At 70.2% G+C, this 13,651-nt stretch carries 10 protein-coding genes; 3 read left to right on the top strand and 7 right to left on the bottom strand.

Going from position 1 to position 13,651, the window contains the following annotated elements; genetic code table 11:
* Positions 1-12: 12 nt before the first annotated feature.
* From nagB to ASC55_RS16025, 5 genes are all read right to left on the bottom strand, one after another.
* Positions 13-792: a glucosamine-6-phosphate deaminase gene (nagB, locus tag ASC55_RS16045; protein WP_055870551.1), complete on the bottom strand. Its 780-nt coding sequence runs from the start codon at positions 790-792 to the stop codon at positions 13-15.
* Positions 785-1,750 carry an ROK family protein gene (locus tag ASC55_RS16040; RefSeq protein WP_200935190.1) on the bottom strand — a complete coding sequence of 322 codons (966 nt, stop codon included), beginning with the start codon at positions 1,748-1,750 and terminating at the stop codon, positions 785-787. Before ASC55_RS16040 ends, nagB begins: the two co-directional genes overlap by 8 nt.
* A gap of 43 nt (positions 1,751-1,793) precedes the next feature.
* On the bottom strand, positions 1,794-2,981 hold the full coding sequence (locus ASC55_RS16035; RefSeq protein WP_055870549.1) for an ROK family transcriptional regulator: 1,188 nt from the start codon (positions 2,979-2,981) through the stop codon (positions 1,794-1,796).
* Positions 2,982-3,060: 79 nt separating this feature from the next.
* The gene (locus ASC55_RS16030) at positions 3,061-6,333 is read right to left on the bottom strand and encodes a family 20 glycosylhydrolase (RefSeq protein WP_055877464.1); all 3,273 of its coding nucleotides are present in this window, start codon (positions 6,331-6,333) and stop codon (positions 3,061-3,063) included.
* Positions 6,324-7,541, bottom strand: coding sequence for an alanine racemase (locus tag ASC55_RS16025; protein WP_235563397.1), 1,218 nt, complete (start codon positions 7,539-7,541; stop codon positions 6,324-6,326). Before ASC55_RS16025 ends, ASC55_RS16030 begins: the two co-directional genes overlap by 10 nt.
* Before the next feature lie 25 nt (positions 7,542-7,566).
* Between ASC55_RS16025 and ASC55_RS16020 the strand changes: the two genes are divergently transcribed.
* On the top strand, positions 7,567-7,971 hold the full coding sequence (locus ASC55_RS16020) for a RidA family protein (RefSeq protein WP_017828337.1): 405 nt from the start codon (positions 7,567-7,569) through the stop codon (positions 7,969-7,971).
* A 108-nt stretch (positions 7,972-8,079) separates the two neighbouring features.
* Positions 8,080-9,567 carry a L,D-transpeptidase family protein gene (locus ASC55_RS16015; protein WP_235562603.1) on the top strand — a complete coding sequence of 496 codons (1,488 nt, stop codon included), beginning with the start codon at positions 8,080-8,082 and terminating at the stop codon, positions 9,565-9,567.
* A 182-nt stretch (positions 9,568-9,749) separates the two neighbouring features.
* Here the strand turns inward: ASC55_RS16015 and ASC55_RS16010 are convergent, their stop codons facing one another.
* Positions 9,750-11,969 carry an NADP-dependent isocitrate dehydrogenase gene (locus ASC55_RS16010; RefSeq protein WP_055877459.1) on the bottom strand — a complete coding sequence of 740 codons (2,220 nt, stop codon included), beginning with the start codon at positions 11,967-11,969 and terminating at the stop codon, positions 9,750-9,752.
* Positions 11,970-12,145: 176 nt separating this feature from the next.
* On the opposite strand from ASC55_RS16010, the gene ASC55_RS16005 reads away from it, so the two are divergent.
* Positions 12,146-12,604, top strand: coding sequence for a GNAT family N-acetyltransferase (locus tag ASC55_RS16005; RefSeq protein WP_055870534.1), 459 nt, complete (start codon positions 12,146-12,148; stop codon positions 12,602-12,604).
* A gap of 98 nt (positions 12,605-12,702) precedes the next feature.
* Here the strand turns inward: ASC55_RS16005 and ASC55_RS16000 are convergent, their stop codons facing one another.
* Positions 12,703-13,521, bottom strand: coding sequence for a hypothetical protein (locus ASC55_RS16000; RefSeq protein WP_055870530.1), 819 nt, complete (start codon positions 13,519-13,521; stop codon positions 12,703-12,705).
* Positions 13,522-13,651 lie beyond the last annotated feature (130 nt).

Genomic DNA, 13,651 nt, shown 5'->3' with positions numbered 1-13,651 from the left:
GTCGGGCAGGTGTCAGATGCCCTGCCAGGAAGGCTTGTTCGCGAACGTGTAGCGGTAGTAGTCCGCGAGCGCGAGGCGCGAAGCTGCGGCTTCGTCGACCACGATCGTCGCGTGCGGGTGCAGCTGGATCGCGGAACCGGGCAGCAGCGCCGTGAGCGGCCCCTCGACCGCACCGGCGACGGCTGCGGCCTTCCCCTCGCCGAAGGCGAGCAGCACCAGGTGACGCGCCTTCAGGATCGTCCCGAGCCCCTGCGTGATGCAGTGCATGGGCACGTCGTCGATCGAGTCGAAGAAGCGAGCGTTGTCCTCGCGGGTCTGCTCCGTGAGCGTCTTCACGCGAGTGCGCGACGCGAACGACGATCCGGGCTCGTTGAAGCCGATGTGCCCGTCCGTGCCGATACCGAGGATCTGCAGATCGACACCGCCTGCGGCGTCGATGGCCGCTTCGTAGTCGTCCCCGGCGTGCTGGATCGTCGCCTGCGCGCCGTTGGGGACATGGATGCGCTTCGGGTCGAGTCCGAGCGGCTCGACGACCTCACGCGTGATGACGGAGCGGTAGCTCTCCGGGTGCGCGGGGTCGATGCCGACGTACTCGTCGAGGGCGAAGCCGCGCACCTGGGAGACGTCGCGACCCGCGAGCTGGGAGCGGAGCGCCTGGTACACCGGCAGCGGGGTCGACCCGGTCGCGAGGCCGAGGACCGCGTCGGGACGACGGGCGATCAGCTCCACGATCTCGGTGGCGACCAAAGCGCCGGCGGCCTCGGCATTCTCGACGATGACGACCTCAGCCATGCGGAACGATCTCCTTCTCGGTGATGGAGGCGCCGACCAGTGCGGCGCCGAATGCGGCGGCGGGAGACCCCGCCGGGAGCAGTTCGATTCTCTCATCCAAGCGGAGCGACCGCATGAACGGTGACGCCTCGGCGCCGGCGTGCAGCGCCGCGCGGATGCCGTTCTCGAGCCGGTCACCGAGAGCCGTGAGCCCTCCCCCGATGACCACCGTCTCGACGTCGGCGGAGAGCACGAGCACGCGCACGGCGGCTGCGGCTCCGTGGTACAGGTCGTCGCGAAGCGAGAGCGCCAGCGGATCGCCGGCGTCCGCCGCGTCGAAGATGTCCCTGATCGGCAGCGCACCCGGGCGTCCCCAGGCCTTGGCCAGAGCACCGCCGCCGCAGAAGGTCTCGACGCATCCGTGTTGTCCGCAACCGCACAGGCGTCCGTGCGGGTCGACGGAGAGATGACCGACCTCGCCGGCCGTTCCCCGAGCGCCACGCCAGATGCGCCCATCGATCACGATGCCGGCGGCGACGCCCGTTCCGAGGTTCAGATACGCCATGGAGCCGGCGATCCCGCTCAGCACCGCAGCGCCGAGGGCTGCGGCCTTCACGTCGTTCTCCACCCGGAAGGGCACGCCGAGCGCGCGTTCGGCCTTCTCGGCGAGGTCCAGGGACTCCACACCGAGGTTGACCGCGTGATCCACCCGCCCGGCCTCGGCGTCGACGAGCCCCGGGATGCCGATGCCGACGGAGCCGACGTCGGCGAGGGGGAATCCGCTCTCGTCGGCGAGCGCCGTCACGGCCATCACGATGCTCTCGACGACGGCGTCATCGCCCCATCCGGTGGGTCGTCGCAGCCGTCCGCGGATGTGACCGGAGGGGTCGACGGCCACCGCGTCGATCTTGGTGCCGCCGACGTCCAGGCCCACTCGAATCTGCCGACCGGAGCGGTCGGCCGTGTCTGCAGCCGTCATCGGATGCCGCTGCCCGTCGTGCCGGTGCGGGTGGAGGTGACGGTCACGACACTCCCAGCTGCCCGGAGAGCACCATGACCGCGGCTCCCCGCAGGACGATGTCCTCCTGGTGCGTCAGGCGCACCACGACGTCTTCGAAAACACCCTCGAGGGTGCGAGCGTGCAGAGTCTCGATCGCGGCATCGATCAGGATGCCGTCGAGCAGATCGGCAGGTCCGGAGAGCACGACCTCGGAGAGGTCGAGGGCCGCGACGATCGGAGCGATGGCGATCGCCATGCGCGTTCCGGCATCGCGGAGGATCTCGTCGCGCGCATCGGGTTCCGCCGCGATCGCCGCACCGAGGCGGCTGACGCTGAGCCACGCCTCGAGACAGCCGTCCTTTCCGCACGCGCAGCGGGGTCCGCCGTCGGTTCCGACGACCACGTGCCCGATCTCGCCCGCCGCGAAGCGGCTGCCCAGCAGCGGCTGGCTGCCGGTGATGAGGCCGGCTCCGACGCCCTTGCCGATCTTGATGAGCATGAAGTCGGCTTTCGCATCGCCGAAGGTGTACTCGGCGAGCACCGCCGCGTTGGCGTCGTTGCGTGCGAGCACTGGCAGGTCGAGATCGACGCCGAGCTTCGCCTCGAGCGGGAAGTTCGTCCAGCCGAGGTTGGGAGAGCTGAGGACGAGGCCGTCAGGGCGCACGACACCCGGGGTGCCGATACCCACGCCGAGCAGCGGTTGGGTGGATGCGGCGACCAGGGTCTGCGCGAGCTCCCGGAGGGCTGCGTACGCCGCCTCGCCGTCAGGCGACTGCGGACGCGGCACCGCACGTCGTTCGAGCACGTCGCCGTCGAGGCTCAGCACCGCGCCGGTGAAGGCGTCGGGTCCGGAGAGGTCGAGACCGACGATCTGGTGACCGAACCGGTCGATGTCGATGAGGATGGGCGGCTTGCCCGGGCCGACGGCCTCGCGCACGCCCATCTCGATGACGATCCCATCGGCGATGAACTCGGCGACCAGGTCGGAGATGGTGACCCGGGTGAGCCCCGTCTCCCGGGAGAGGTCGGCGCGACTCATCGCCCCTGCGTGGTACAGAGTCTGCAGGACCAGGGCGCGGTTGTGACCGCGGGCGTGCTCGGGCAGCACCTTGGATCGCGAGCGCAGGTGGCGCCCTGGGCCGAAGGCGTGCGCATTCGCACCGACGTACTCTGACGGCGATGCGGAACGCTGTTCATCCGAAACGGACATGTTTGTTAGTAGACCTTACGAACAAAAATTGCGCAACCTCCGCTCGCGGACGCGCGAGGAGGGTTACCGAAACGTTACATTACTTCGGGTCGTCGGCGACGACCGTCTTCGAGCGCTCGATGAGACGCTCCACGAGCCCCGCGACGATCTGCTCCCGAGCCTCGATCGTGAGTGGCTTCCCCGGCACGCCGGGGCGGCGCTGTCCGGGCTCCGGCCCGTCAAGGGGACGATACCGCACCCCTGCCGCGGCGAGCCGGCGCAGGTGCGTCGGCAGGCGCCGTCCGAAGTCGGCATACGGCGCGGCGTCCCCGCCCTCCCAGAGCCTCTCGGCGATCGCCGACAGACGCGGGAACATCGCGAAATCGACGCGATCCCTGGACGGCAGATGCTCGCTCCACACGTTCGCCTGTCCCCCGACCGCGCCGTCCTCGACGCGCAACGTGTAGGCGCGCTCGATCGACAGCGGCGGGCCGACCCTGATCGGCTCCTCCTCCGAATCCGACTGCGGGTAGTCGAGGTACACCTCGAGATCGGGGCACGCCACGACCTCGATGCCACGACGGAGCGCCTCGCGCATCGCGGCGGGACCACGCCACGCGAGGATGCGCACCCCCTCGGGGACATCCCCCTCGAGGACCTCGTCCCAGGCGAGGGCGACGCGACCGCGGGCACGGACGTGCGCGACGAAGTGCGCCGTGAACCACGGCTGCACGTCGTGCGGCGTGTCGAGCCCGAGCTGTCGCATCCGCTCGGCGGCCGCGGGGCTCTGGGCCCACTCGGTCACCGGCACCTCGTCGCCGCCGATCCCGATCCACTCCGAGTCGAACACGTCGCACAGGGCATCGATCGCCGCCCGCCCGAACGCCAGCGCGGCATCCGTCGGAGCGAGGGTGCGGGGGTTCACCCCGAAGCGCTCCCAGGCGGAGAGGATCGGCTCCCCGACGTCGACGTTGCCGAGTTCGGGGTAGGCCGCCAGGCCCGCCTGGATGTGCCCCGGAAGCTCGACCTCGGGTACCAGGGTCACGAATCGCTCGCGCGCGTAGTCGACGAGCTCGCGCAGCTGCGCGGTCGTGTAGAAGCCCTCGTGCACGCCGACCTCGACCGTCGCGAGCGGCCCGTGCCCGAGCTGCGTCGCCTCGCGGCGCGCGCCCACCTCGGTGAGCCGAGGGAAGCCCGGCACCTCGAAGCGCCAGCCCTGATCGTCGGTGAGGTGAAGATGCAGGACGTTGAGGTGATGGTCGGCGAGCAGATCGATCAGACGGCGGACGTCGTCGACCGTGCGGAAGTGCCTGGCGACGTCGAGCATCGTCCCGCGCCAGCTGTAGGCGGGCGCCCCCTCCCAGACGCCGGTGGGGATCACCGCCGTCGAAGCCTCGGGGTCCCTGAGCTGTCGCAGCGTGGTGACGCCCCGGAACACTCCGACCGGACTCGCCCCCCTGACCTCGATGCCGGAGCCGCTCACGCTCACGCGGAAGGCTTCATCGGCGATACGGCCCGCCGCTGCGGCCTCGGCACCGAGGGTCTCGTCCACGCACAGACGGATCGGCGGCAGCTCGGTGTCGCCTCCTCCCCCGCCGCCGCCCAGCCGCGCCACGGAGGCGGCGAGATCGGCAGTGGCGAGGATCGGCGTCCGGGCCGTCCACACGAAGGCGGGAAGGGCCGGATCGATGACGGCCTCGACACGAGGTACCGTCGCGCGGTGCGCAGGCGGCGGCATCCGCAGCGCACGCCCGGGGGTGAGGCCGGTCACGTCGCCGTCCGACACCACCGGCACGCCGCCGACCAGCACCTCCACGATGCCGCTCGGGGCGGCGAGAGGCGCCTCGAACGTCGCCCCCGCCGCGACGGTCTCCGGGTCGAACAGGACCAGGTCGGCGGTCGCCCCCTGTCTGACGATTCCGCGAGGAGCGTCGCCGCGATCCAGCCCCAGCCGCCTCGCCGGGGTCCCGGCCAGGTGACGGACGGCCTCCTCCCAGGTGAGGATGCCGAGCTCACGCACGTAGTGCCCGAGGTACCGCGGGAACGTGCCGCGCCCACGCGGATGCGGCCGGGCACCGATCAGGATCCCGTCGCTGCCACCCGAGTGCTGCGGGTGGCGCATGATCGCGCGGACGTTCTCCTCATCGCCGATGTGCATGAGGATGCCCGTGGCACCGGCGTCCTCGAGGATCGTGTCGAGCACCACGTCGACGGCACGGCGACCGGTCGTGGTCGAGATCTCGGCGATCGTGCGTCCGACGAGAGCGGCGAGGGCGGGGTTCGCCGTGCCGGAGATCTGGATCTGCGTCCAATCGGCCTTCTCGCCGTGGAAGCCGTCGCAGCCGATCTCCTCGAGCTCCACGCGCACGGCTTCCCTGCCTGCGGCGTCGAGGGCTGCGATGGCCCCCAGCAGATCGCCGCCCGCTGCCAGCCGGCTCGGCAGCAGCGCGGAGAGCGTGGTGGCGCCGGGGAGGTAGGGATAGGTGTCCAGCGTCACGTCCACGCCGTCCGCGATCGCCTCATCGATCAGGGCCAGCAGTTCCTGCGCGCGACCCCGGTTCGGGGCGAAGTTCATGGTGGCGTGCGTGAGATGCACCGGGCAGCCGGTCCGACGTCCGATCTCGAGCGCCTCCCGGTACGCCTCGAGCGCCGCGCCCCCGTAGCTGCGCGTGTGCGGCGCCCAGTATCCGCCGCGTTCGGCGACGACGCGGCACAGGGCTTCGAGCTCCGCCGTGTCGGCGTACATCCCCGGGGTGTAGGTGAGGCCGCTCGACATGCCGAACGCTCCCGCATCCAGTGCCTCTCCCAGCAGATCGGCCATCGCGGAGATCTCGGTCGACGTCGCGGGACGGTTCTCATGACCGACGACCATCATCCGCAGATTCCCCTGCGGGACGAGGACCGCAGCGTTCGCGACGGCCGCGGCGTCGATCGCCGCGAGCAGATCGTCCATCGTCCGCCACGGTGCCTGTGCAGGCATCCCGTTCCACCCGGCGATCTGCGCCGGAATGACGGCGGCCGCGGCATCATCGAGGGGTGCGTAGCCGAGACCGTCCTGGCCGAGCACCTCTGTCGTGACGCCCTGGCGGATCTTCGCATCGTGCGCCGCACCGCTCAGCACGGCGAGTTCGCTGTGCGCGTGCATGTCGATGAAACCCGGGGCCAGCATGAGCCCGGAGGCCGCGATCTCCACGGCGCCGTCGGGGAGTTCGAGCTCGGACCCCTCCGCGCCGTCGGGGAGGATCGCGACGACTCTCGCCCCCTCCACGGCGACGTCGGCGACGTACCGCGGCGCCCCCGTGCCGTCGATGACGGTGGCTCCGCGATAGACCCGTACGAGCCCGGCCGCAGCCTTGTGCGCGCTCAGAAGCATGTCGCGACCGCTCCGATCACCCGGGGGTCGGCGGCGTCGGGGTCGTCGATCACCGCGACCACCCGCCACTTGTCGAAGGCCGTGCAGGGGTGCGAGAGTCCCAGCCGCACGACATCGCCGACGGCGACCGTCGCATCGTCCGCGACACGCAGGAACGCGTGCTGATCGTTCAGCGCGGTGACCTCGCCCGCGACGCTCTGCGGAGCAGGCAGGTCGAGGTCGAACGGCACGTCGCGTCGGCCCGCATCGAGCAGCGCGAGGCCGTCCTCCGGCTGGGACACCACTCGTGACCAGGCGTGCATCGCCGAACGGAGCGGCGCGGTCCCGGTGAGCGGGCCGAACGGGGACATCCGGGAGTAGAAGCCGTCGTCGTGGATCTGGAAGGCACCGGAGCGCAGCACGACATCGGCCTCGGCTGCCGCCTCGGAGAGCACCGCTGCGGCACGATCGGGGAAGGAGCTGCCACCGGCGCTGAGCACCGGGCGCACATCGTCGGGATAGTCCAGGCGCGTGTGCAGTTCGACGAGCGTCCGCAGGTACGCATCGACGGCGGCGACGGAGGCCTCGCTGCGGTCCGGACCGAACGGCCCTTCGTATCCCGTGACACCCGCGAGCCGCAGGCCGGGCGCGGCGGAGAGGGCCTGCGCGATCCGCACTCCCTCCTCCACGGTGCGCGCCCCGGTACGACCGTGCGCCCCGCCGAGCTCGACCAGCACATCCAGCGGCCGCGCGGCGTCGCGCATCTCCTTCGCGAGGATCGCGACACCTGCGAGCGAGTCCGCCCAGCACAGCACGCGCAGTCCTTCATCGGCGGCGAGCAGCTCTACCAGCCGCCGCACCGCGGCCGGGTCCGTGACCGCGTTGGCGATCAGCACGGTCGAGACGCCGGCGTCGATGGCCACCTCGGCCTGCCAGGGCGTGGCGACCGAGATCCCCCAGGCACCGGCGTCGAGCAGCCGCTGCCACAGTGCGGGGGCCATGGTGGTCTTGCCGTGCGGCGCGAGCAGCACCCCCTGCTCCCGCGCCCAGGCGAAGACGGTCTCCTCGTTGTGGGTGAGGGCGTCCTCGTGCACCGTCAACACCGGGGTGACCAGGTCGGAGAGGTGCAGATCGGCGTCGGCCACCTCCGAGAGTCGGAGGCCCGCAGCACGCGCCGGGAAGCCCTTCGTCCAGGCGCCGAGAACGGGATCCGGAATTTGTAGAGGCATCTAACAAGGCTACTAGGCTGGCGGCATGACCGCGAAGATCCGAGTTTCCACCGACGCCGCTCCCGCCCCCGCCCACACCTTCTCGCAGGGGATCCGCAAGGGCCCGTTCGTGCAGGTGTCCGGCCAGGGTCCCGTCGACCCGAAGACGAACGAGTACCTGTTCCCCGGTGACGTCGCCGCCCAGACGACCCGCACCCTGGAGAACGTGAAGGCGATCGTCGAGGCATCCGGTGCGACCTTCGACGACGTGGTGATGCTGCGCGTCTACCTGACCAAGCGCGAGGACTTCCCGATCATGAACGATGCCTACGGCGCCTTCGTGACCGCGCACACCACGAATGGGGTCCTGCCCTCGCGCACCACCGTCTTCACCGGTCTGCCGCGCGAAGAGATGCTGGTCGAGATCGACGGCATCGCCATCATCGACTGACGGGCCTGATGCGGGGAGGCACGTTATCACGGACCGTTGCCTCCCCGTTACCTCCCATCCCGTACCATTGAACGTCAGGACACGTTTGAGAGCCGGGGGGTGAAGTTCGTGACCGATCTGATTTCTGCGCCGGGCGCAGCCGAGGCGCAGAGAGATGACTCCGCGCCCACCGCAGTACTCGCACCGACGGGAGCTCCCACGGAGACCGTCCCGCCGTCCACCGGCGAACAGCCCCTCGCCTGGGCCCCCATCGAACCGTCACCCAAGAAGCGCCGCCTCGGCCTCTGGATCGGGCTGGGTCTCGGCGTCATCGCGATCGGTGCGGGCGCGGCCTCCATGATCCTCATCGCGCCCGGCACCACGGTCGCGGGCATCCCCGTCGGATGGATGACCCCGGGCGCCGCGGCCGACACCATCAACGCCCACCTCGCCGAGACCGAGGTCACCCTCACCGGCGAAGGAGAGGGCACCGTGCTGACCGGCACCGACCTCGGTGTGAACGTCGACGCGACGGCTCTCGCCGACACGGCCTTCGCCGAGCACCCGCTCTGGAACCTCGGAGCCTGGATGGGCGACCCCGTACCGGCGGAGATCGCGTTCGATTCCGAGAAGGCGACCGCGGCACTGCGCGCCGCAGTGCCGACGAGCTTCGACGACCCCGTGGACGCCGGCGTGGTCTTCGACGCCGCCAGCGGCACCTTCGTCATCACCCCGTCGGAGACCGGCACCGGGATCGACGTCGCCGGCCTCAACGCCGCCTTCACCGAGGCGGTCGGCGACGGCCGCACCACGCTCGAGTACTCGGGCGACGCCGCCACGGCCCAGCCCGCCGTCTCCGACGACGACGCCACGGCCACCGCGTCCACACTCAACACGATGCTCCCGGCCGTCGGCTTCTACGTCGGCGAGGAGCGCACCGTTCCTGTCGATCCCGCCGTCGCCGCGTCCTGGCTCTCGGTCGTCGACGACGACGGCCAGCTGCGCATCGAGGCCGACCCGCAGGCGATCCAGGCCACCGTCGATGGTCTTCCCGCTCTCGTGGACCGTGCTCCGGTCAACGCGACCAACATCGTCGATTCCGCCGGAAACGTGCTCCGCGCGGAGCAGGAGGGCGTCGCGGGCCGCGCGCTCGGCGACACGTCGGACGTCGCGGACCAGTTCGCCGACAAGCTCGCGGCCGGCGACGGCACGTTCGCCCTCACGGTCACCGAGACCCCGTTCGAGACGGTGAGCCTGTTCCGCCGCATCGACATCAACTTGAGCTCGCAGCGGGCCGTCCTCTACGAGAACAACGAGGTCGTGAACTCCTGGGCCGTCTCCACCGGCCTCCCCGGAACGCTGACCCCCACCGGCAACTTCAAGGTCTTCGCGCACACCCGCATCCAGGACATGGGCTGCTACGAAGGCGCTCCGTACTGCACGGAAGACGTTCCCTGGATCACGTGGTTCGCCCCGAACATCGGATTCCATGGCACCTACTGGCACAACAACTTCGGCCAGCGCATGAGTCACGGCTGCGTCAACCTGCCGATCGACCTCGCCAAGTACGTCTACGACTGGTCTCCCCAGGGCCTCGAGGTCTCCGTCCACTACTGACGATCGCTCCTCCCCCACCGTCCTGTGAACGGAGGGAGGAGAGCGCCGTCCAGCGGCGCTCCTGACGGCGGCACGGTTCCGAAGTCGGTGTGCCCTCCGCTGACGGCGCCAGGCCGTCTCCCGGAGCCGCCCGGGTACGAAGAAGGGGGCGGATGCCGCAGCATCCGCCCCCTTCTCTCGCGTCAGCGCAGTGCGTCGACGATGCCGTTCAGCGTCGCAGAGGGACGCATGACGGCCTCGACCAGCGCGTCGTCCGGACGGTAGTAGCCGCCGATCTCGACCGGCTTGCCCTGCACCGCGTTGAGCTCGGAGACGATGGTCTCCTCGTTCTGCGCCAGCGTGGCGGCGATCGGCGCGAAGGCGGCGGCGAGCTGGGCGTCCTTCGTCTGCTTCGCCAGCTCCTGAGCCCAGTACAGGCCCAGGTAGAAGTGGCTGCCGCGGTTGTCGATCGTGCCCAGGGCACGGCCGGGCGAACGGTCCTCCTCGAGGAAGATTCCGGTGGCGGCATCCAGCGTCTCGGCGAGCACACGGGCCTTGTCGTTGCCCGTGCGGTCGGCGAAGTGCTCGAGCGACGCGGCCAGCGCGAAGAACTCGCCGAGCGAATCCCAGCGCAGGTAGTTCTCCTCGACCAGCTGCTGCACGTGCTTGGGTGCGGAACCGCCCGCACCGGTCTCGAACAGCCCGCCGCCCGCGAGCAGCGGCACGATCGAGAGCATCTTGGCGCTCGTGCCGACTTCGAGGATCGGGAACAGGTCGGTCAGGTAGTCGCGCAGCACGTTGCCGGTGACCGAGATCGTGTCGAGCCCGTGGCGCATGCGTGCGAGCGTGTAACGCGTGGCCTCCTCGGGCGCGAGGATCGTGATCGTGAGGCCCTTGGTGTCGAGCGTCGCGAGACCCTGGTGCACCTTGGCGATGATCTGCGCATCGTGCGAGCGGTTCGCGTCGAGCCAGAACACGGCGGGGTCGCCGGTCGCCCTGGCGCGGGTCACCGCGAGCTTGACCCAGTCCATCACCGGGATGTGCTTGGTCTGCGTCGCGCGCCAGATGTCGCCCTTGCCGACCGTGTGCTCGATGAGCACGGTCCCCTCACCGTCGAGGACCTGCACGATGCCGTCTGCGGCGATCTCGAAGGTCTTGTCGTGGCTGCCGTACTCCTCGGCCGCCTGCGCCATGAGCCCCACGTTGGGGACGGTGCCGATGGTCGCCGGGTCCAACGGGCCGTTCGCGATCACGTCGTCGATCACGGCCTGGTAGACGCCCGCGTACGACGAGTCGGGGATGACGGCGAGCGTGTCCGCCTCTTCGCCCTCCTTGCCCCAGAGCTTGCCGCCGTTGCGCACCAGTGCGGGCATCGATGCGTCGACGATCACATCGCTCGGCACGTGCAGGTTCGTGGTGCCCTTGTCGGAGTTCACGTACGACAGACGCGGCCCCTCGGCGATGGCCTTGTCGAAGGCGGCGGCGATCTCCGCGCCGTCCGCCACGTTGGCCAGACCCGAGAGGATCGAGCCGAGACCGTCGTTGGCGCTGAGTCCGGCTGCGGCGAGCTTGTCACCGTACTGCGCGAACACATCGGCGAAGAACGCCTTCACGACGTGACCGAAGATGATCGGGTCGCTGACCTTCATCATGGTCGCCTTGAGGTGCACCGAGTACAGCACGTCGTCGGCCTTGGCCTGGGCGAGCGTCTCGGCGAGGAAGGCGTCGAGCTCCTTGGCCGAGAGGAACGTCGCGTCGATGATCTCGCGCGGCAGGACCTTGAGGCCTTCCTTCAGCACGGTGACCGTGCCGTCGTGCGCCGTGTGGCGGAAGCTCAGCACGTCGTCGTGGGCGGCGACCCAGGAGCGCTCGTTGTGCTTGAAGTCATCGTGACCGAGTGTCGCGACGCGGGTCTTGGATCCCGCGGCGAACGGCTTGTTGCGGTGAGGGTGCTTCCTGGCGTAATTCTTCACCGCGAGCGGGGCACGGCGGTCACTGTTGCCCTCGCGCAGCACCGGGTTCACGGCGGAGCCCTTGATGCGGTCGTAGCGCGCGCGAACGTCCTTCTCCTCGAGGGAGGACGGCTCGTCCGGGAAGTCGGGGATGTCGTAGCCCTGCTTCTGGAGCTCGGCGATCGCCCCCTTCAGCTGCGGGATGGAGGCCGAGATGTTCGGCAGCTTGATGATGTTCGCCTCGGGGAGCGTGGCGAGACCGCCGAGCTCGGCGAGCGAGTCGCCCACCTGCTGCTCCGGGGTGAGCTTCTGCGGGAAGGCGGCGAGGATGCGGCCGGCCAGCGAGATGTCGCGGGTCTCGACCTCGATGCCGGCCTGGCCGGTGTATGCCTGGATGATCGGAAGGAACGAGGCGGTGGCGAGCGCCGGTGCCTCGTCTGTGTGCGTGTAGATGATGGCGTCGTCGGTCACCGGGAGGTTCTCCGTTCACGGGGCTATTTGTCTCGATACCAAGATACCTGAGCAGGTCTGACGCCGTGGCCCCGGCCTGCGACCGATGGCCGTTCGGATGTCGACGAACGGCCACAGCACGGCGAAATGTTCCCCTGAAACGTGTCCGGTGCGCCCGGAGGGGTTAGCCTGGTTCCATGTCCGAACTGCGCATGGTCGAACTCTCCGCTGCGACGATCGTCGCCGTGAACAACCTGTCGCTCAAGCCCGGACAGGAGCAGTTCCTCGCTCCGGTCTCGTACGGGATCGCAGCGACCGTCATCAACCCGCAGACCTCCTGGCAGCGGGTGATCCTGGATCGCAACGAGGTCGTCGGCTTCGTGAGTGCCAACTTCGACGCCGAAGCACCGGAGGAGCACTTCCGCTCCGTGCTGTGGCGCATCAACGTCGACGCCGACGACCAGGGCCGCGGTGTCGGCCGGTACGCCGTCGAGGCGCTCGTCGACGAAGCCCGCGAACGCGGCGTAGACCACGTCAACGTGATCTACGAGGCCGGCGAGGGCGGGCCGGAGACCTTCTTCCACCGCGTCGGCTTCACTCCCGTGGGCGAGACCGCCTACGGCGAGGTCATCGCCGAGATCCGCGTCACGACCTAGACCGGGCGGCGGGGTCTCGAATCCCCTCCCCCATCGAGACCTCGTCGCCCTTCACAGTGCTCGAGGGGAGCGCTCTCACGCGGTCGCGCGCCTGGGCGTCAGGGGCGATCGTCCGGCTTGCCGCCGGGCTTGCGACGGCTCGTCCACGACGACAGCGCCGCGGCGGCAGCGCCCGCCGCCCGATCGATCGCTTCGGCCGAACGGTTGAGCATGTCCTGCGCGGCGTCCTGCCACGCCGCCGCCTCCGGTGCCTCCCCTGCCTGTACCTTGGCAGCGTGCTCTGCCGCCTCGAAGGCGCGCTCCAGGTCGGCGACGGCATCGCGATAGGCGGCGAACTCCGCCGGGGTGATGCGCCCGGCTGCCGCGCGGCGCATCTCTGCCGCGTGACCTGCGGCGCGGAGGTATGCCGCCGTCTGCGGATGCTTCACATCAGTCATCGCCGGGTAGGAGATCTGCAGGGCGGGGTCGGTCTCGTACCGCATCCACCGGACGGTCACGGCCTCATGCGCGGCGTGCAGACGCTCCAGGGGGCGAGGCTCCGATGCCGAGGGCACCGCGGCTCTCGCGGCGTTGAGGCGGACCTGACGCGCGCGCACATCCGCCGAGGCGGCCTTCGCATCGCGCTCGCGCTCCTTGAGCATCCGTCGCGCTCCCGCCACCTGTTCGGCGGTCGCGCGCTGAGCGGCCCGCTCCGCGGTGACGCGAGCCAGGTCGGCACGCGCGATCTTCCACGCGGTGCGTCGCTCGGCCGCAGCCAGCTGCGCCTCCCTGAGGTCGTGACGCGCGGCGTCGACCGCGAGGCGGCGTCCGCTGACCGTGCTGTTGCGACGACGTATTCCCATCACACCCACCGTCCCCGCGGCGACCGCAGTCGGCGCGATCCACCACCACTCGGCGACGAGCAGCAACGGGTCCATACCTCGATGCTACCCACGCGCCGCGCTCGACGCTCACCCACGGGTGCTCGCCCACCCCTCGACGACTGCGGCCATGGAGGCCCCGCCGCACCGGCGAGGTCGGGCATGGCCGCAGCCGTCGAGGGAGTGG

Source organism: Microbacterium sp. Root322, assembly GCF_001425645.1.
In the GTDB taxonomy this organism is placed as follows: domain Bacteria; phylum Actinomycetota; class Actinomycetes; order Actinomycetales; family Microbacteriaceae; genus Microbacterium; species Microbacterium maritypicum.
Note: the sequence above shows the minus strand (reverse complement) of the source record. Positions and strands in the feature narration are given on the sequence as shown.

What these genes read in the sequence shown, in the direction of transcription:
- ASC55_RS16040 (WP_200935190.1), bottom strand. Translation starts at nt 1,750, where the DNA reads ATGACGGCTGCAGACACGGCCGACCGCTCCGGTCGGCAGATTCGAGTG.
- nagB (WP_055870551.1), bottom strand. Translation starts at nt 792, where the DNA reads ATGGCTGAGGTCGTCATCGTCGAGAATGCCGAGGCCGCCGGCGCTTTG.
- ASC55_RS16030 (WP_055877464.1), bottom strand. Translation starts at nt 6,333, where the DNA reads ATGCTTCTGAGCGCGCACAAGGCTGCGGCCGGGCTCGTACGGGTCTAT.
- ASC55_RS16005 (WP_055870534.1), top strand. Translation starts at nt 12,146, where the DNA reads ATGTCCGAACTGCGCATGGTCGAACTCTCCGCTGCGACGATCGTCGCC.
- ASC55_RS16035 (WP_055870549.1), bottom strand. Translation starts at nt 2,981, where the DNA reads ATGTCCGTTTCGGATGAACAGCGTTCCGCATCGCCGTCAGAGTACGTC.
- ASC55_RS16000 (WP_055870530.1), bottom strand. Translation starts at nt 13,521, where the DNA reads ATGGACCCGTTGCTGCTCGTCGCCGAGTGGTGGTGGATCGCGCCGACT.
- ASC55_RS16025 (WP_235563397.1), bottom strand. Translation starts at nt 7,541, where the DNA reads ATGCCTCTACAAATTCCGGATCCCGTTCTCGGCGCCTGGACGAAGGGC.
- ASC55_RS16020 (WP_017828337.1), top strand. Translation starts at nt 7,567, where the DNA reads ATGACCGCGAAGATCCGAGTTTCCACCGACGCCGCTCCCGCCCCCGCC.